The sequence below is a fragment of the Curtobacterium sp. YC1 genome (assembly GCF_016267665.1).
Lineage (GTDB): Bacteria > Actinomycetota > Actinomycetes > Actinomycetales > Microbacteriaceae > Curtobacterium.
Genome location: NZ_CP066341.1, coordinates 1,146,797 through 1,165,019, shown reverse-complemented (window position 1 = coordinate 1,165,019; position 18,223 = coordinate 1,146,797). Strand labels below are relative to the sequence as shown.

General features: G+C 70.9%; 15 protein-coding genes. 7 read left to right on the top strand and 8 right to left on the bottom strand.

Going from position 1 to position 18,223, the window contains the following annotated elements; translation table 11 throughout:
* The first annotated feature begins 350 nt into the window (after positions 1 to 350).
* On the top strand, positions 351 to 1,133 hold the full coding sequence (locus I8920_RS05570; RefSeq protein ID WP_198658154.1) for a CPBP family intramembrane glutamic endopeptidase: 783 nt from the start codon (positions 351 to 353) through the stop codon (positions 1,131 to 1,133).
* A 132-nt stretch (positions 1,134 to 1,265) separates the two neighbouring features.
* Here the strand turns inward: I8920_RS05570 and I8920_RS05565 are convergent, their stop codons facing one another.
* Together I8920_RS05565 and I8920_RS05560 are read right to left on the bottom strand one after the other, a co-directional pair.
* Positions 1,266 to 1,487 (bottom strand): hypothetical protein, encoded by a 222-nt coding sequence (locus tag I8920_RS05565; RefSeq protein WP_198658153.1) that lies wholly within the window; start codon positions 1,485 to 1,487, stop codon positions 1,266 to 1,268.
* Positions 1,488 to 1,669: 182 nt separating this feature from the next.
* Entirely contained in the window at positions 1,670 to 2,116 is a 447-nt protein-coding gene (locus I8920_RS05560; protein ID WP_198658152.1) for a winged helix-turn-helix transcriptional regulator, read from the bottom strand.
* A 26-nt stretch (positions 2,117 to 2,142) separates the two neighbouring features.
* Here I8920_RS05560 and I8920_RS05555 point away from each other — a divergent pair, with 26 nt between their 5' ends.
* Positions 2,143 to 2,550 (top strand): RidA family protein, encoded by a 408-nt coding sequence (locus I8920_RS05555; RefSeq protein WP_198658151.1) that lies wholly within the window; start codon positions 2,143 to 2,145, stop codon positions 2,548 to 2,550.
* A gap of 259 nt (positions 2,551 to 2,809) precedes the next feature.
* A complete protein-coding gene (locus I8920_RS05550; protein ID WP_198658150.1) occupies positions 2,810 to 6,628 on the top strand; it encodes a TIM-barrel domain-containing protein in 3,819 nt (1,272 codons plus the stop codon).
* Positions 6,629 to 6,709: 81 nt separating this feature from the next.
* Here I8920_RS05550 and I8920_RS05545 read toward each other — a convergent pair whose 3' ends face one another.
* Positions 6,710 to 7,141: a hypothetical protein gene (locus I8920_RS05545; protein ID WP_198658149.1), complete on the bottom strand. Its 432-nt coding sequence runs from the start codon at positions 7,139 to 7,141 to the stop codon at positions 6,710 to 6,712.
* 104 nt (positions 7,142 to 7,245) lie between these two features.
* Here I8920_RS05545 and I8920_RS05540 point away from each other — a divergent pair, with 104 nt between their 5' ends.
* A complete protein-coding gene (locus tag I8920_RS05540; RefSeq protein ID WP_198658148.1) occupies positions 7,246 to 7,710 on the top strand; it encodes a GNAT family N-acetyltransferase in 465 nt (154 codons plus the stop codon).
* Positions 7,711 to 7,898: 188 nt separating this feature from the next.
* On the opposite strand, the gene I8920_RS05535 is transcribed toward I8920_RS05540, so the two are convergent.
* Complete coding sequence (locus tag I8920_RS05535; RefSeq protein ID WP_198658147.1) at positions 7,899 to 9,521, bottom strand: FAD-dependent oxidoreductase; 1,623 nt, start codon at positions 9,519 to 9,521, stop codon at positions 7,899 to 7,901.
* Positions 9,522 to 9,605: 84 nt separating this feature from the next.
* On the opposite strand from I8920_RS05535, the gene I8920_RS05530 reads away from it, so the two are divergent.
* Positions 9,606 to 10,226, top strand: coding sequence for a TetR/AcrR family transcriptional regulator (locus I8920_RS05530; RefSeq protein ID WP_198658146.1), 621 nt, complete (start codon positions 9,606 to 9,608; stop codon positions 10,224 to 10,226).
* 116 nt (positions 10,227 to 10,342) lie between these two features.
* Complete coding sequence (locus tag I8920_RS05525) at positions 10,343 to 10,834, top strand: VanZ family protein (RefSeq protein ID WP_198658145.1); 492 nt, start codon at positions 10,343 to 10,345, stop codon at positions 10,832 to 10,834.
* Positions 10,835 to 11,009: 175 nt separating this feature from the next.
* Here I8920_RS05525 and I8920_RS05520 read toward each other — a convergent pair whose 3' ends face one another.
* The 4 genes from I8920_RS05520 to I8920_RS16360 form a co-directional block, all read right to left on the bottom strand.
* Entirely contained in the window at positions 11,010 to 15,290 is a 4,281-nt protein-coding gene (locus I8920_RS05520) for a fibronectin type III domain-containing protein (RefSeq protein WP_198658144.1), read from the bottom strand.
* A gap of 279 nt (positions 15,291 to 15,569) precedes the next feature.
* Positions 15,570 to 16,073: a hypothetical protein gene (locus tag I8920_RS05515; protein ID WP_198658143.1), complete on the bottom strand. Its 504-nt coding sequence runs from the start codon at positions 16,071 to 16,073 to the stop codon at positions 15,570 to 15,572.
* 15 nt (positions 16,074 to 16,088) lie between these two features.
* A complete protein-coding gene (locus I8920_RS05510; RefSeq protein WP_198658142.1) occupies positions 16,089 to 17,477 on the bottom strand; it encodes a NucA/NucB deoxyribonuclease domain-containing protein in 1,389 nt (462 codons plus the stop codon).
* A gap of 2 nt (positions 17,478 to 17,479) precedes the next feature.
* The gene (locus I8920_RS16360; RefSeq protein ID WP_442873581.1) at positions 17,480 to 17,899 is read right to left on the bottom strand and encodes a lyase family protein; all 420 of its coding nucleotides are present in this window, start codon (positions 17,897 to 17,899) and stop codon (positions 17,480 to 17,482) included.
* Between I8920_RS16360 and I8920_RS16355 the strand changes: the two genes are divergently transcribed.
* Positions 17,823 to 18,050, top strand: a complete 228-nt coding sequence (locus I8920_RS16355; protein WP_198658140.1) for an AAA family ATPase — start codon at positions 17,823 to 17,825, stop codon at positions 18,048 to 18,050. The genes I8920_RS16360 and I8920_RS16355 overlap by 77 nt on opposite strands.
* Positions 18,051 to 18,223 lie beyond the last annotated feature (173 nt).

Sequence of the window (18,223 nt, the reverse complement as noted above, 5' to 3'; positions counted from 1 at the left end):
GTGCGGTCTCCTGACGGAGCCCTCACGCTGCGTGCCGGATTCCTGTCGGAGTCCTGACACGCCCTGGGCGTGACCCCAGGACGGGCTGGAGGCACGGTGCCAGCTGGTTCCGGGCCTCCAGTCCGACACCGGCGCACGTCCAGGGTCGCTCCGTCGCGAGCGCCCGCCGTCGATGGCGCGAGTCACGGTCGATTCCCCTGCTCGACGGTCCTCCCTATGATTCCGATCACGCCGGACGTGCGCCGCAGAGGACGCACGCCGGCCGTGGACGCCGCGCACCACCATCTCGTCGCCACCACCTCTGGCGCGACGACACCGCCCGCACACAGCACGTCGGGATCGAGGTCCTCATGCAGCTCCGCGTCCGACCACAGATCTGGATCGGCATCGTCGTCGTCATCGGCTACGTCACGCTCGTGTCGGTCACGCAACACCTGTCCGGCGTTCCCTACCCGGACCTCGGCGACGACGGCAGAACCCTGTTCCGCGGCGTCGGGATCTCGCTGGTCCTCGGCGCCATCGCCCTCACCGTCGTCACGACGCTGCTCGGCTGGTGGCGGCCGGCGATGCGGGATCAGCATCGCGCACGGTCCCGCTGGCCCGTCATCGCGCCGGTGCTCATGACCGTCCTCATGCTGCTCAACCTGATCGGCACCGACTGGGGTGCCTACGACCTCGGCTTCTTCGCCGCGTCACTCGTGCTGCTGCTCGTCGGTTTCACCGAGGAGATCGCCACGCGAGGCCTGCTCGTCACCGCACTCCGCTCCAAGCTCGGCGAAGGTTGGGTCTGGTTCCTCTCCTCCCTCGTGTTCGGCCTCATGCACTACGTCAACGTCCTCAGCGGCCAGGACTTCGGCCGGACGAGCTTCCAGGTGCTCTCCGCGTTCCTGTTCGGCACCGTCCTGTACATCCTCCGCCGCACCACGGGGACCCTGGTCTGGGCGATGGTGCTGCACGCGCTCTGGGACTTCGCCGTCTTCGCCACCGGGAAGGGGCACCCCGCCTCGTTCACCGGTACGGGTGGACTGGAGCTCCTCGTCGGGGTGTTCGCCCTCGTCGCTGTCTGGTGGGTCATCCGAGGATCAGACGAACGACTCACCGACGCACCCGCCCTCAGCAGGCAACCGCGGTAGGCAGGTCGTCGCGCTGCTCACGGTGACCCTCGTGTCCGCTGGCGCCGTCATCGTTGCGATGTGCTCGCCGCTCAGGTCGAACGTCGCTCGACAGCCGATCGGCTCAGAGACGCGCCCGTCAGCGACCTCGGTTCACTTCGTTCGACGACGCTCGGGTCGGACGGACCCGTGGAGCGCGAAACCGATCGCACCGACGATCGCGACCAGCAGTCCCATCGCCGCCAGGACGAGTCCTCCGGCCACGAGCCCGACGTAGTCAACGCCCGCGCCGAGGAGCGCCATCACGAGCCCTGCGACCATGGCTCCCACTCCGAACGCAAGGCCGAACACACGGGGCGGGACACTGGAGAGCATGCTCACATCCAACTCCCCACGAGCGACGCTCGGTTCTGCGGAGACGACGCGCGCGGTGATGAGGACGACTCCCGCGGTTCGTGGGGTGTCGCCCGTGCACTCAGCAGTTGGCCGGACGCGATGCTCGGAGCAGTCTCACGACGGATCGGCCGACGAGTCGAGGTGTTGCCCGAACGGACGCCTCACCGACGCCCGGCGAGCGTCGAGTCGTCTGCTGCGGTGTCGAAGCGGAGCCGCGCGGCGGTGATGGCTGGCATGTGCTGAGCGGCCCAGGCCAGCACGACGTCGACCGGAGGCCGAAGGGTCTTCCCGAGCGGCGTGATGCGGTACTCGACGGCGAACGGGCGCGTGCTCAACGTGACACGCTCGACGATCCCGTTGCGCTCGAGGCGGCGCAGCGTCGCGGTCAGGGACTTCTGGGTCACCGACGGGATCGCGCGGCGCAGCGCACTGAAGCGGGCTGGCTGCTCACACAACTCGTTCAACACCTCGAGCGACCACTTGTCGAGGACTTGATCGAGGAGTTCCCGGTGTGGATGGTCGATGGCGAAGAGGCCGTGGGGGTCAGGAGTGGTATCCGGCACGAAACCCAGTTTCGTTGAAGTGGGCTCTCGGCACCAGGTATCCATGAGATACCGAATCGAAGGAGCACCTCATGCCCGTCCGCCTTTCCTCGCCGAGCGGCCTGATGCAGCACACGCCGTACCACCACGTCTCCGTCGCGACCGGGACGAAGCACGTCCACGTCTCCGGACAGATCGCTCGCGCCGCCGACGGCAGCGCCATCGCGACCGGCGACCTCGCCGGCCAGGTCGCCGCGGCGCTGGGGAACACGCACGCCGGGCTGGTCGAGGCGGGTGCAGGTTTCCCCGACGTGGTGCGGCTCACGTTCTACGTCACCGGTTGGACGCCCGACAAGATCGGAGCGTTCATGGCGGGCGTCGAGGCGGTGGCCGAGGAGTTGGGGCTGCCCGCGCCGATGCCGCCTGCATCGCTCATCGGCGTCGAGTACCTGTTCGAACCGGACGTGCTCGTCGAGGTCGAAGCCACCGCCATCCTCTGAGGCCGGCGCACCGCGCCAGCGGGGCGACGGCCGTGCGTGGAGGGACGGCGCCAGCTGGCACCGGGCCTCCAGTCCGTCATTGGCGGCCGTCCACAGCGGCGCGCAAGCCGCGAAACGAGCCGCTCCTGTCTGCCCCTTCCTCGGGGGCCATCCGGGTCGTATGGTTTACAGCGTTGTAAACGGGCCGCCGCAGGGACGGCCCGACGATCACGGCCGACGCACGGCCCGATGGACGACGACGTCCACGAGGAGCACCCACTTGCGCCCCAATCCACTCCGCTCCCGAGGGCTGCGCCGCGCGCTGTCGTCGGGCATCGTCGCAGCGACCGCCCTCGGCATGCTGGGCATCGCAGCGATCCCGGCCTCCGCGGACCCGGCGGCCGACCGCACCGTCGTGTCGGGTCAGGCCCGGTTCCAGGTGCTGTCCCCGACGCTGATCCGCACCGAGTACGCCGGTGACTCCACGTTCACCGACGGCAGCACCTTCAACGTCATCGGCCGCGACGACTTCGCACCGACGACCTTCACGACGACCGAGCGGGACGGCTGGCTCACCCTCGACACCGGCGCGATGACCGTCCGGTACAAGCAGGGCTCCGGTCCGTTCACGCAGGACACCCTGCAGACCAGCCTGACCACGGCGTCCGGCCAGCAGGTCACCGGCACACCGTGGGTGTCCACGCCCACCCCGTCCTGCACGATCGGCACCCTGTGCGAGGCCGAGACGCTCGGGCTCACCGGTCTGTCACTCGCCTCGGACCACACGGGCTTCACCGACGCCGGGTTCGCCGCGGGCTTCGAGTCGGTCGGCAACGCCATGACCTTCACGACAACGGCGGAACAGGCCGGCTCGTACGACCTCGCCCTGCGCTACGCGAACTCGCAGGGCGGTGACGGCCAGGTCGCCACCCGCACCCTCAGCGTGACGGTGGACGGCGGCACCGCGAAGACGATCCGCCTGGCGCCCGGGGCGAACTGGGACGACTGGAAGACCACCGCCGCCACGACGCTCGACCTGCCCGCGGGCGAGCACCGCGTGCGCATCGAACGGACCGCGAGCGACTCCGGCCGGGTGAACGTCGACAGCCTGGCGCTCGTCCGGGCCGGTGCCGCCTACCCGGCTCCGTCGACCACGGTCACCGGCGAGGACTGCGCGTTCGGCACCGTGTGCCAGGCCGAGGACTCGGCACGCACCGCTCCGGCGACGACCGCCACGAACCACAACGGCTTCGCCGGGGACGGCTTCGTCGCCGGGTTCGAGCGTGCCGGCGCACAGCTGACGGCCCACGTGACCGGGGTGCCGGCCGCGGGCGACTACGCCCTGCAGGTCCGCTACGCCAACGGCTCCGCCGGCACGCCGACGCTCACCGCGGCACCGACCGGCCAGCAGGCCACCACCGCACCGCTCCCCCGCACCAGCGGCTGGGACTACTGGAACACCGTCAGCGTGCCGGTGCACCTGGCTGCGGGCGCGAACGACGTCGTGATCGGCTGCCCGACCACGACGAACAACTGCAACGTGAACTTCGACACCGTCGCGGTGGTCGACACCGCGTCGCCGGTCCTCGCCGCGCACGCCCCGCTCGGCGGGTACCGGCGCGACCTCGACACCGCCAACGGCTCGGTCAAGACGAACCCGGGTCTGCTCTACCAGGACGGCTGGTCGCTCCTCGACGACAGCGCCTCGGCACTGTACGACCCGGCGACCGACACCGTCACCCCCGCCGGCGACCACGGCGGCGAGCGCTACCAGGACGGCTACGTCTTCGGGTACGGCAGCGACCACCGTCACGCCCTGCAGGAACTCGCCGTCCTGACCGGGCCGACGAAGCTGCTGCCCCGCTGGGCCTACGGCGTCTGGTACTCCGAGTACTACGACCGCTCGCAGGCCGACTACCTGGCGATCGCGAAGCAGTTCCACGACGAGCAGGTGCCCGTGGACGTGATGGCGATCGACACCGACTACAAGATCGGCAGCCCCACCAACCAGGGCGACAGCAAGTGGAACGGCTGGTCGGTCGACCCGGGTCGGATCCCGGACATGACCGGGCTGCTCGCCGACTGGCACGAGCAGGGCATCCACAACACGCTCAACATCCACCCGACGATCTCGAGCCAGGACCCACGGTTCGCGCAGGCGCAGGCCACTGCGAAGGGCGGGCTCACCAAGGGTGACGGCGACCGCTACCTGTTCGACTGGTCGGACCCCGACCAGCTCGAGGCCTACTTCGACCTGCACACCTCGATGCAGCCGGAGGGCGTCGACATGTGGTGGCTCGACTGGTGCTGCAGCGAGAACTCGAAGTACTCGGCGAACGGTGTCACCCCCGACGCGTTCATCAACAAGCAGTACGCGAAGTACACCGACGAGCAGCTCGGCGGCCGCGGCCTGGCGTTCTCGCGGGCGTACGGCTCGCTGACCGCGGGTGGCTACGGCAACCCGCAGGCCGTCCCGACCGGGCCGTGGGCGGACAAGCGCACGACCGTGCACTTCACCGGCGACACCACGTCGTCGTGGGACATGCTGCTCGCCGAGGTCGGCTACACCCCCGGTGAGTCCGCAGCGACCGGCCTGGCGTCGGTCAGCCACGACATCGGCGGCCACAACGGTGCGCAGTACGGCATCGCCGGCGCCGAGGAGGGCACGACCCAGCTGCCCGAGGACCTCTACGCCCGCTGGGTGCAGCTCGGCACCTTCCAGCCGATCGACCGCCTGCACAGCAACCACAGCGACCGCCTGCCCTGGCAGTACCCGGCGGCAGCGGAAGCCTCGGCGAAGCAGTTCCTCAACCTCCGCGAGGCCCTCGTCCCCCTGACCTACACGCTCGCCGCGCAGGCCACCGAAACGGGCACCCCGATCCTGCAGCCGCTCTACCTGCAGTACCCCGAGGCGCAGGAGTCCTACGCCCAGGCCGGCTCCGAGTACCTGTACGGCCCGGACGTGCTCGTCGCACCGGTCACCACCGCGAACGACAAGACCGGCACGGCCACCCGCTCCGTCTGGTTCCCGGAGGGCAGCTCGTGGACCGACTGGTTCACCGGCAAGACGTACGCCGGCGGCACCACCGCCGACGTGACGACCGACCTGAACGCCATGCCGGTGTTCGTGAAGAGCGGCGGCATCGTCCCCACCCGGTCCGAGCAGGTGCGGAACGACGCCGCACCGCTCGACGCCGTCACCCTGACGGTGGCGACCGGCGCGGACGGCTCGTTCGACCTGCACGAAGACGCTGGCGGGGACAGTGCCTCGGCAACGACGAAGGCGACCGCGAAAGCCGCGGCGGGGAGCGCCTCGACCGCCGTCCGCTACACCCAGCAGCCGACCGGCGGTTCGCTCGACATCGCCCCCGCCGACGGTTCGTTCGCCGGCCAGGTGCAGGACCGCTCGTGGACGGCGACGTTCACGAACGCCGACCGGCCGCGCACCGTCACCATCGATGGCCGTCCGATCGCGACGAGCGCCTGGACCTACGACGCCGACACCCGCACCATCAGCGTGCCGGTCGACGAACGGTCCGTGACGGAGCGCACGGTCGTGGCGTTCAGCAGCGAGGCCGTGGCGACCCCGGTCCTCCGGGCCGAGTCGCCGACGATCGATGCCGGTGCCACGCAGACCGTCACGGGCGCCGGGTTCCCGGCGGACACCGACGTGGCAGTGGCGACCACGCCGCGCATCGGTGGGGCCGCCGCGCACACCGACGCCGACGGTGCGTTCTCGGTCGACCTGCGGGTGCCGGGCACGGCATCCGGCCGCGTCGCGGTCACGGCATCGGTCGGCGGTGACGTCCTGGCCAGGACGGCCTTCACCGTCCGGGCCGCCGCCGCTCCCGCACCGTCCGCCTCACCGACGCCGGGGACACCGGGTGGTGGCACGCCGGCACCCGGAACGGGCGGAGGCGGCGCACCCGGTGCGGCCGCACCCGGCGACACCGGCGGGGCGTCCGCCGGTGACCCGGACGGCGCCCTGGCCTGGACGGGAGCGAACCTGCTCCCCCTCGGGCTGTTGGCAGCGGCGCTGCTCGCGGCCGGCGGGATCGCACTGACGCTGCGGAACCGGCGACGCCGGGCGCGTGGCTGAGGACGGCTGATCCGCCGCCCTGGGCGGATCTGACCGACGGACGGGAGGCCCGGTGCCAGCTGGCACCGGGCCTCCCGTCCGTCAGTGGCTGCGTCCCGGATCCTCGGCATCGGTCGCGCTGCTCCCGCGGCTGAAGAACTCGGCGAACATCTCCCGTTTCGCGGCGTACGTGTCGTGGTCGAGCTCGAGCCCCTCCATGTTGAGGTCGGTCCCGAACAGTCGCAGGATCCCGGAACCACTCGGACCCTGGATCTCGAGGGACACGGAGAACAGCGTCGGCGTCGCCTCTCGAGCGGCAAGACGTCGGGCTTCCGCGAAGGTCGCGCGGTACGTCGCGTCGGTGATGCGGATCACGCTGACCGGGCAACTCGTGGCGTCCCAGACGGGAGCAACCGGGCGGTCGTCTGGACCGTCCTCCGACCAGGGACCGCTCGCTTCGAAGAAGTGCACGACGAACGTGTCGTGCTCGCCTTCGTAGATGTACGCCCGCTCGTCCACTTGCTCGATCTGCACGCGGTCATCTTGTCACCGCACCACGGGAGCGTTCGCCGAAGCGGACGGGCATCGGCAGGGAACCCTCCGTCCCGGTGATGCCGCGACTCCCCTAGGCTCGCGAGGTGACGATCCGCGTACGCACCGTTGTCCCGCAGGACGAGTCTCAGTGGACCGCCCTGTTCGCCGGGTACCGCTCGTTCTACGAGCTGCCGGAGGATCGACGAGCGGTCGGTGCCACGTGGGAGTGGATCGTACGAGGTGCACACGGCCTCACCGGTCTCGTCGCGACCGATGACGACGGCAACCTGCTCGGCATCGCGAACCTCCGGCGCTTCGCGCGACCGTCCACCGCGACGCTCGGGCTCTACCTCGACGACCTCTTCACCGCACCAGCAGCACGCGGGAGCGGCGTGGCTAACGCGCTCCTGCGGGAGGCGTCGTCCATCGCGGCGAACGAGGGCGCCAGCGTCGTCCGGTGGATCACGGCGCCCGACAACGAAGCAGCTCGTCACGTCTACGACGACGTCGCAACGGCGACGCCGTGGGTGACGTACGACATGAAGCCAGGACTGCGTCCCGAGGTCTGACAGACCGAGGCGCGCTCTGTCTCGTCGCGACGGTCGATCGGCTACCGGTCGATCGCAGCCGCGCTTCGGCCGTCCGGACGAGCGTCCGTCAGGAGCGTGAGGGCCGCGACGACCACGGCGGAGTCCGCTCCGGTCTGCTGCTGCCAGCGCTGGAAGATCCGGTCGAACGCTGCCCCACCCACGCGCGCTCAACGCGGCCGCGACGAGTCCGCTCGGTCCGCCGTGTCGTCCTGCCGGTGAGCACCGCCGCCCTCGACACCGCGGACGAAGGAGAGGAGGTCAGCAGCCGACGACACGGTCTGTCGCGCGGCGATGTAGCCGTCCGGGCGGATGAGCACGACCATGCCCTGCTGCGCGGCGTACCTCGCCACGGCGTGGCCCTGGGAGTCCTCGATCGCGCCGGCCCCGATGCGGTGGACATGGACGTTCTCGGGCGTGCCGTCGAAGGCGTGCGCGTCCGAAGCATCGTCGGAGAACACGAACACCGTCCAGTGGGGTCCTCGGATGAGGTCGAACGTCGACCCGGCGAAGCCGCGACCGCGGAGCCCGGTGGCGTACGGCGCGCGGGCGATGGGCTGCCTGTCGAAGGCCAACGTGTTCGGGAGGTAGCGCAGTGACAGCCCGGTCGTGTCGTCGCCACCCATCCCGTCGAGCCCGCGGTCCACTCCTTCCGCACCGTCGGTGGCCCCGGCGCGGAACCGGTGCATCTTCTCCGTGCTCATCTCGAGGACGGACGCGGCGATCGGGCGGCGCTCGTCCTCGTAGGTGTCGAGGAGGGCCGCGTCGGCACCGTCGACCACGGCCGCGAGCTTCCACCCGAGGTTCCAGCTGTCCTGGATCCCGGTGTTCATGCCCTGCCCGCCCGCCGGCGAGTGCGCGTGCGCCGCGTCGCCGGCCAGCAGCACGCGGCCCACGCGGTACCGGTCGGCGAGGCGGACGTTGGCGCGGTAGAGCGACAACCAGGTCGCCTCCTGCAGGGTCACCCGGTCCTTCCCGAGGTGGTCGTCGAGCATCTGCTGGTAGAGCTCCAGCGACGGCTGCGCCGCATCGTCCCCGGCTTCGGTCGTCGACTGCCACTGCCACAGGTCCGTGGTGGGCAGCGGGGTGAGCCCGATCATGCCGAGGTCCGTCGGGAAGATGTACTGCCGACCGTGGTCCAGGCCCTCGAGGCGGACGTCGCCGAGGTACCAGCGATCCCGCATCGTGAACCCCGGGAACTGCACCCCGAGCGCATGCCGCACGGTGCTCCTGCCCCCGTCGGCGCCGACGACCCACCGGGCGCGGATCGTGTCCGGGCCCTGCGGGGTCTCGACGGTCGCCTCCACGGAGTCCGCATGCTGCTCGAGCGCGCTCGCGGTGGTGCCGAACTCGACCTCGACACCGTCGAGGGCCAGGCGATCGCGGAGAGGACCCTCGACGTCGAACTCGCCGATCCACAGCGTCTCCGGGTACGCGGTCGTGGTCGGGTCGGAGACCGGGACGGTGATGGGTTCGCGATCGATCACGGTGCCGTCGTCGGTGATCATCCGGACCGGGAGTCTGATCGCGCCGCGGGTCAGGACCGTGTCAGCCACGCCGAGGTCGTCCAGCACCTCGAGGCTCCGCGGCTGCAGGCCCTTCCCCCGCGAGGCGACGCTGGGAGCGGCGAAGCGCTCGATCACCCGGACGCGCACTCCTCGCCGGGCGAGGTCGCAGGCGAGCGTGAGTCCGGTCGGGCCGGCGCCGATGACGAGGACGTCCGTCGGCGTCGTGCGCGCCGGTGTCGTGCTCGCCGAGGTCGTCGGAGTGGGGGTGGGGTCGCTCACGGTCATGGTGCTCTTCTCTCGATGTCGGAACAGTTCGGAGATTCCACACTACACCGTGCAGTGTGAACACTGCACCGGTACAGTCGTTGGATGCCCGATGCACAGCGCCCTCTGCGCCCGAGCTCCGAGCGGAAGCGCAGTGCGATGCTCGACGCGGCCCGGAACCGCTTCCTCGAGGACGGCTACGACCGCACTTCCGTGGACGCCGTCGCCGCCCAGGCCGGGGTGTCCAAGCGCACCCTCTACGACCACTTCGTGGACAAGGACGGACTGTTCAGCGCTGTGGTCGAGCGAGCCTCCGCGGCACTGCTGGACGCCGTGCAGGAAGCCGTCGAGCAGGAGCTCCGAGCCGACCGCGATCTGGGAGCCGCACTCCTGGCCTTCACCAGGCGCATCGCCACCCAGACGCTGCAGTCGTCCGACTACGCGGTGGTCAGGCTGCTCCTCGACTCGGGCCGGTCGATCGCTGCGCTCGAGTCCGACCTGGCGCACGGCCCCGAGCTGGTGCTCGCTGCGCGATTCGCCGACCTCGCCGCGGCCGGCGCGATCCGCACGACGAAGCCCCGTCGTGCTGCGGAGCACTTCACCGCGCTCACCTTCCTGCTCGCCCTCGGCACACCCGACCTCGATGCAGAAGCCGTCGACGAACTCTTCGTCGACGGCGTGGAGGCGTTCGTCCGTGCCTACGGGCCGGATCGAGCGGGAGCGTGAGCAGACCCCTTCCGCCACTCTGCCGGCGCTGACGCGTCGCCCCCGTCCGGTACTGTCGACTGCCGCGATCCGAGGGCGACCCGTCGGGGCCTGCCCACTCCAGAGAGGCCCCGCCCGTGCTCACCACCCTGCTCGTCCAGGTGCCGTGGCTGCCGTTCGGGGCCCTCGTCGCGGTGGTCGTCGTCGCACCGTTCCTCGGTGTCCTGCTCACGCGCGCCCCGAAGGTCACCCTGGTGCTCACCGTGCTGGCACTCGTCGCGGTCCTCGGCCTCACGCTCTACCCGGAAGCCGCACCGTCCTCCGCAGTGGGCTGCACCGCAGGGCTGCCGTCCCTCGCGCCGACCGCGGTGGAGTCGATCGCGAACGTGCTGCTCTTCGTGCCCGTCAGCTTCCTGGTCGGGATCCGCTGGGCGCGACCGCTGCTCGCGATCATCGCCGGTGTCGCGCTCTCGGCGGTGATCGAGGCGGTCCAGGCCCTCGTCGTCGGCATCGGGCGCGCCTGCGACACCGGCGACTGGGTGACGAACTCCATCGGAGCCGTCATCGGCGGGCTGCTCGCCCTCGCTGCACTCGCGCTCGCGCAGCGGCGTGCTCGAGTCGCGGCCTGAGCGAACGGGCTGACGGGCCGACGTCGACCCAGCAGGACCCGAGGCCGACGACGCGACCACCCACCGGCCTGGAGGCACGGCGCGCGTCCGGCACCGCGCCTCCCGGCCGACACGTGACCGGCCCGGAACGGCGACGGTCGACGGTGCGCCAGCCGGTCGGCCGGCGCACCGACCGTCAGACGCGGCGTCGCCGCGCGCGCACGCCCGAGGCGAGGGCCAGGCCGGCCAGCAACAGCACCAGGCCGACCACGGTGAGCGGAGCGGTGTCCGCCGAGCCGGTGAAGGCGAGCGCGGCCGGGCCCGTTCCGGTGCGCGTGGACGGGGCGTCCGTCCGTGCGCCCACCGACGGTGCCGGTCCGCTCGGGGCGGGGGTCGGAGTCGTGCCACCGCCGGTCGCCGGGGGCGCCGGTGCGGGAGCGGGTGCCGGCACGGGAGCGGGAACGGCTGCCGGGGCCACGCGGATCGCGACCTCCACGGGTGCGACGGTCGTGCCGACCCCGTCGATGGTCGCGACCAGGTGGTGCATGCCCGACTCGGTCAGGGCCGGGATCGTCGCGCGGAGCTGGATCGCTCCGCCGTCGCCGACCGTGCCCGATGCGAGGACCCGGACGTCGGAGTGCAGCTCGAGCGCCACCGACGCGCCGACCGGCAGGTGGTCCGCAGCGAACACGACCGTGTCCCCGACGGTCAGGGTCGTCCCGACGACGGACACGCCGTCCTCGTCGGTGAACGTCGGCGCGAACACGAACGGGGTGGCGGTCGCGACGGAGCTCCACGCTCCGACACCGCCGACGTTCTCCGCGGCGACCCGGAACCCGTGTGCCGTCCCGTTGACCAGTCCGTCGACCTCGGTGCTCGTCCCGGTCACGCGGACCGGTTCGCCCCACGAGCCGTCGGCGGCGGTGGCCTGCACGAGGTAGGTGTCGACGGAGGCTCCGCCGTCGGACTCCGGCGCGGTCCAGCGGAGCGCGACCGAGCGGTCACCCGGCACCGCGGTGAGCGCACGGGGCTCGTCGGGTGACCGGCGCGGCGTCGCCGAGACCGGCTCGGACGCGACGCTCCGGCCGGCGGCGTTCACCGCGAGCACGCGGAACGACGCCACGGCACCGTTCTGCAGCCCGACGACCGTGAACGCGGGGTCGCTCACCGTGCCGGCGTCACTCCACGAGTCACCGCGGTCGGTGCTCGTCTGCACGACGTAGCCCGTCACGGCGGAGCCGCCGTCCGCGGTCGGGGCGGACCACGTCAGGTCGGCCTGCTGGTCGCCAGGCGTCGCAGCGAGGTCTCCCGGGGCGTCCGCCACGGTGCGCGGGGTCGTCGTCGCGGCGTCGGACGCGTGCCCCGCTCCGGCGACGTTCACGGCGCGGACGCGGAACCGCGTAGCGGTGCCGTTCGTCTGGCCCGTCACGGTCGTGGTCGTCGCGCCGGAGACCGTGCCGACGGCGTCCCAGGGGCCGTCACCGATGGCCCGCTCGACGACGTAGCCGTTAACCGGCGCGCCACCGTCCCAGCTCGGTGCCGTCCAGGTGAGCGTCGCGCGGCGGTCACCCGGGGTGGCCTCGAGCTCGGTGGGCGCGTCGGGCACGGTCCGCGGGACCACGACGACCTGCCCGGAGGCCGCGCCGGTCCCGGCGTCGTTCGTCGCACGGACACGGAAGGTCAGGGTGGCACCGTTGCGTTCTGGTGCGAGCGTCGCTCGCGGGCTCGTGGTGGTGGTCCTGACGGCCCAGTCCCCGTCGGCGTCCAGCTGCTCGACCGTGTAGCCGGTCACGGCCGCCCCGCCGTCGTCCTCCGGGGCCGTCCACGCGAGGTCGACGGAGCCGTCACCCGCGGTGGCACCGAGCGCGGTCGGAGCGTCGGGGACCGTGCGCGGCATCGCCGACACCGGGTCGCTGACCGCACCCGCACCGGCGGCGTTGACGGCCCGGACACGGAACGAGGTCCACGTGCCGTTCGTCAGGTCGTGGATCGTCGTGGTCGTGCCGCCGAGCGTGTCGACGCGGACCCAGTCGCCGTCGACGTGCTGCTCGACGCGGTAGCCGGAGACCGCGTCGCCGCCGTCGTCGGTCGGCGCGGACCAGTTGAGCTGCACACTGCGGTCACGCGGGGTCGCGACGACCGCACTGGGCGTCCCGGGAACGGTGCGCGGGGTCACGGTGGTCGCGGCGCTCGGATGGGAGGCTCCACCCGCGTTGCCGGCGATGACGCGGTACGCGTAGACGGTCCCGTTGTCGAGCCCGCGGTCGGCCAGCGACCGGCCGGTCCCGCCGGTCGAACCGACCTCGGTCCAGTCGCCGCCGACCACCCGCCGCTCGACGCGGTACGACGTGATCGTCCGCCCGCCGTCGAACGGCGCGGTCCACCACACGGCCGCCGAGCCGTTGCCGGGCGTCACCGTCGGCGCATCGGGCGCGTCGGGTACCGAGAACGGCGTCACGGCGACGACCGCACCGGGAGCGCCGTACCCGTTGGCGTTGTGCGCCGTCACGCGGAACCGGTACTCGGTCCCGTTGTCCAGGCCCGAGACGGATGCCGTGGACCCGCCGTCGCGCGCCCCGCGGGGTGTCGCGTCACGCCAGGTCTCACCGTCGGTGGACTGCTCCACGAGGTAGCCGTCCACGGCGGAACCGTTCGCGTCCGGTGCCGTCCAGGTCAGCGTCACGGCCCGGTCCTGGGCGACAGCGTCGGTGATCCTCGTCGCGCCGGGCAGCCCGCTCGTCATCGTCGTCTGCACGGCGCTCGGCGCGCCGGCGCCGCGAGCGTTCTCCGCGCGGACCCGGACGGACGTCGTCGCGCCGTTCGAGAGCTCCGTGAGCCGCAACGACGACGCGCTCGTCGTCCCCGCGGTGGCCCAGTCCGTGCCGTTCGTGCTCGTCTGCACGATGTAGCGCGAGATCGATCGGCCGCCGTCGGAGTCAGGGGCGGACCACGACGCCGTCGCCTCCCGGTCTCCGGGGACGACCCGGAGCGCGGTCGGCGCCGAGGGGGTGCCGTAGGGCTTCGCCGTCGTCGTCGCCGCGGGTCCGGCACCGGCATCGTTGACGGCCGTGACGCGGAACGTGTACGTCTCGCCGTTCGTGAGCGCAGCCGCGGACCACGTGGTCGCCGCGGTGGTGCCGAGCGTCGTCCAGCTCGTGCCGCCGTCGCCGCTCACCTGCACCCGGTACTGGGGCGTCTGCCCGTTCGGCGACGCAGCGGTCCACGAGAGCACCGCGCTGCCGTCGCCGTCGGTGGCGGTCAACGAGGTGACGGCCCCCGGCACGCCGCGCGGGGTCGCCGTGACGGCCGCACCGGTCGTCGTGCCGTTGGCGTTCGTCGCCGCGACCTCGACGGAGTACGACGTGCCGTTCCGCAGGTCCGGGAACGTCACCGTGGTGCGCGACGGGACGTCCTGGGTCGCGACGACCGCACCACCGGAGCGGAGCGTCACGGTGTAGCCGGTGATCGTCGACCCGTTCGCCGACGGCGCCGCCCACGTCGTGCTGAGCTGCTGGTCGCCCGCCGTCACGCTGGCCGCCGGAGCGCCCGGGGCGCCACTCGGCGTGGCGGACCGGACCTCTGATGCGGGCCCCTCGCCCTTCCCGTTGATGGCGACCACCCGGAAGGCGTAGGTGGTGCCGTTCGTCAGACCCTCGATCGGCACGGCGAAGGACGAGGAGCCGACCATCGCGGTGCGGCGCGTCACGAACCCGTCGGAGCTGGCCTCCGCGCGGTACGCGGTGATCTCGGAACCGTTCGACGGCGTGGTCTTCCCCCAGGTCACGACGGCCTTGCGGTCCCCTGCCGTCACGCCGGTGACCGGCACGCTGCCCGGAACGCCTGCGGGCACCACGGAGTTCGAGGTCGCCCCGGGTCCGGTACCCGCCTGCGAGACGGCGCTGACCGTGAACGTGTAGGCGGTGCCCGGCGTCAGACCCGTGATGTCGGCCGCGGTCCCGGTGGCCGAGGTCGAGCCGCCGGACCAGGAGATCGCGTACGAGGTCACCGGGGACGCGCCGGACTCCGACGGCGCCGCCCAGGTCAGGTGCGCGGCGGTCGACGACGTCGCCGTGGCGGTCACGTTCGTCGGGGCGCTCGGGACGGGAGCGGGCTTGACGGTGATGGAGTCCGAGTACTGCCCCGGCTCCCCCGGGTACCCCTGAGGCGGGGTGATGGTCATGGAGTAGACGGACTGCCCGGCAGCGGTCGGCGTGCCGGCGACCAGCCCCGCCGGACTCATCGAGAGCCCCGGGGGAAGCGAACCCGAGGTCACGGCGACCGAGGAACCCGAGGGTTCGAGCCGGTACTGGAACGAGAACGGGACACCCACCGTCGCCGACTCGGCCCACGCCGTGTTGGTGACGGCTCCGTACGACGAGCCGCCACCACCACCGCACTCGTTGTAGTCGGTGCACTGCTCCCACGCGAGGGCTGCCTCCGGAGTCACGGTGCTCAGGAGCGTCACGATGCCGACCACGGCTAGCAGTTGCCTGCCGATTCGGGCGACGCGACCGGGTCGGTCGACGGGCGGGGTTCCGGGCAGGGCAGTACGGGAGCGACGCATCGGGAATCCTGGTCTCGTGCTGCGCTCGGGTCGCGCAGGGGCGCTCACACCGTATTGCCAGGATCGGCGTCGGTCTGCACCCCAGTTCGGGGCCGGCATCGGCGCCGCGGCCGCCACGCTAGGACTAGCGTTGTTCCGCGGCGGCCTCGGTCAGGTACTTGCCGGGCGGTGGGAGCTCGCTCAGGAGGAGCACTAGCCCCGTGTCAGGCCCTGAGTTCCGCGGTGGATGATGGGGCCAAGGGCGTCAATGATGGGCCAAGCGTCAAATCGGTAGCGCTCGGTGACTTCGTCGGTCCATGGTAGGTCCCGATGCGCGGCGCTGATGCGGAGCCGGTAACGTCCCGGAGATGGAGTGAGCGGCGGCTCAGTGAAGTCAGGCCCGTCGAAGCCGACAACGACCAACCCTCCGTCGTCGATGTTGCCGACGTCGAAAGTGACGTCGACAACGTCGGTCCACGATGCCTCGGGCAGGTCCGGCGCAGATGAGTGTGTTTGCGCCTCGATCGGGACAGCACCATACTCCGCGATCGTCGACAGCGCGACGGGAAGTTGCAGATCGATCTGCGGCACCGAAACGACGACGGTTTTCGCCTGTGTGAGGAAGCCGATCTTCGCGAGGTCGATGCTTGTGACCGCTCGAAGTGCGCCGCCCTCGATCTGCAGCGTGCCGTTGTCGATGTCGGTGTCGTAGCGCACTGATCCTCCCTAGGGTCAGGAAGCGGTGGAGTAGTTCAAGGAGTACGCGTCGCCAGGGATGACACGGAAGGCCTTGTAGATGTTGTTGAGGACCTGACCGCCTTCCTGGTTGTCCGCGGCGGGGATCAAGCAGATGCTCCATCCGCCGGGTCCGGTGGCCGGTGCAGGCGGCATACCGCAGAAATCTCCGGGCGTTGAGTAGAAGATGTCGGGAACTCGAACCCCGCCGGTTCCTGCAGCGGCCCCCTCCTTGGCGGACGCGAATGGGTACTCGTCGCACTGATATCCAGTAGGGCGGGGTTTCGGAGCGGAGGCACACGCGATTGCTCGGTTCGCGTTCTTCTCCGCGAGGGTTGCGCGATGCAGGACAGTGGGGAGCCCGTTCGCCTGCGCCCAGATGACGTGGGTCGCCCAGGCGTTGTAATAGTCATTGAGATCGAGCGACGCGGACTGCTGCGGGAAGACACATCCGACAGAATTCGGACGGCCGGGGTAGTCGCGGTCGCAGCGGATCTTGGGGGCCTTGTACCCGGCGCTATCGATGGTGATGCCGTCGGGGTGGCTGTAGTTGAAGTCCCACCAGGGCCTCGGGGTCACGCGGGCGCCTGCCGTTCCGCGCCACTTGAAGTGCGCTTCTCCCTGCAGGACTGCGCCTGGGGCCATCGCTCCGACGATGTCGGTACCGCCGGTGAAGGTGCACTTGCCGATGCAGTTGCCCTGACCGACGACCTCGGTTGCTGCTCCGATGCCGGTGGCACCCGTGACACGGATCAGGAACGCGTTGCTCCATTCGCCCTTCGTCGGGTTGCCTGTGACCTCGTGGTAGGTCTCGTAGCGCACGGTTCCAACGCGCTTACCCTCTTTGGTGACGAGGGTCAGGCGGCCTCCCCGGTGAGAGCAAGCCGCCCAGCGTGCGATGTTCCATCGCGCCGATCGGAGCTGCCCTAAGCATCCTGTTGAGATGGTCAGATCGAGGGGAACGTCGACGTCCGCGGTACCAGCGGCTCGGCTCGCCGCCGCTCGGTCAGTGGCCGCCGGGCCAGGCAGCGTCGTGTCAGCGGGATCGCCGGTGGTTGTAGCGGTGGTGCACACGATGCTCGGATCGTCCGCGCATAGGCTGATGCCGTCGTCGTCGATGGTCTCGTGCACGATGGCGGGGGCGGTCACGTCAAGTTCGTCGGTTTGCTGCTCGAGCCACTGGTCGGGAGTCGTTGCCTCGTCGCTCGGATCTCCGGGAGCGACCTGCTCCGCGCCGTCCACCTCCGCAGCGCCTGTCTCGGCATACGCCGGCGTAATAGTGCTGACAAAGATTGCCGCGATGGCCGCGCATCCCAGCACCCCGGTACGAACATTCCTGACTTTTTTCATCCCGAGCCCCCCCCGTTCCGAGCCGTCCTGGCTCACTCTCAGGACGCTATCGATAAGCAGACCGAACGGACTACCCCCCGTTTAGGAGGCGGGCAGCACAGTCCGCGGAACCGAGTTCGGCGGTGCGTCAGCCCGGTTCCGACGGCGGTCCCGCCGACGGCGAGTTCGAGGAGCCCTTCGCGGCTGAAGTCGACGGCCTTCAACGCGTTGCGGAGCTGACCCGCCCAGCCGGACCATTCCTGCCCGACGGTCAGCGGGACGGCGTCCTCGAGGTGGGTGCGCCCGAACTTGACCACGTCCATCCACTCGGCAGCCTTGTGTTCGATGGACTCGGCGACGGGGGGGGGGGGGGGGGGATGAGGTGGTTGTCGAGTTCCAGCAGTGCGGAGATGTGCATCGCGGTCGGGAACGTGTCGTTGCTCAACTGGCCTGCTCGGGCGTTCGGAGCTGGCTTTCACCCCGAGCGACGACGGAAAACACTACAAGATCGAGCGGTCGGGTCTGCCCGCCACCAATTTGAGCGAAGGAGAGCGGACTGCGATCGCGCTCCTGCACTTTCTCGCGAGCATTCGTGAAGGCGTCTTCAGGGCGACGCGCCCATCGTCGTGATCGACGATCCGGTCTCGAGCATGGACGAGGGCATCCTCTTCGGAATCTCTTCGTTCCTCTGGTCTTCCCTCGTGGAGAACGCGTAGGCCAGTCAGGTCTTCTTGCTCACGCACAACTTCGAGTTGTTTCGACAGTGGGTTGTTCAGCTCGAAGCAGCCAGGCGACACGTTCAC

Coding starts and splice junctions, on each gene's coding strand:
- I8920_RS05570 (WP_198658154.1), top strand. CDS start 351: ATGCAGCTCCGCGTCCGACCACAGATCTGGATCGGCATCGTCGTCGTC.
- I8920_RS05565 (WP_198658153.1), bottom strand. CDS start 1,487: ATGCTCTCCAGTGTCCCGCCCCGTGTGTTCGGCCTTGCGTTCGGAGTG.
- I8920_RS05560 (WP_198658152.1), bottom strand. CDS start 2,116: ATGGATACCTGGTGCCGAGAGCCCACTTCAACGAAACTGGGTTTCGTG.
- I8920_RS05555 (WP_198658151.1), top strand. CDS start 2,143: ATGCCCGTCCGCCTTTCCTCGCCGAGCGGCCTGATGCAGCACACGCCG.
- I8920_RS05535 (WP_198658147.1), bottom strand. CDS start 9,521: ATGACCGTGAGCGACCCCACCCCCACTCCGACGACCTCGGCGAGCACG.
- I8920_RS05530 (WP_198658146.1), top strand. CDS start 9,606: ATGCCCGATGCACAGCGCCCTCTGCGCCCGAGCTCCGAGCGGAAGCGC.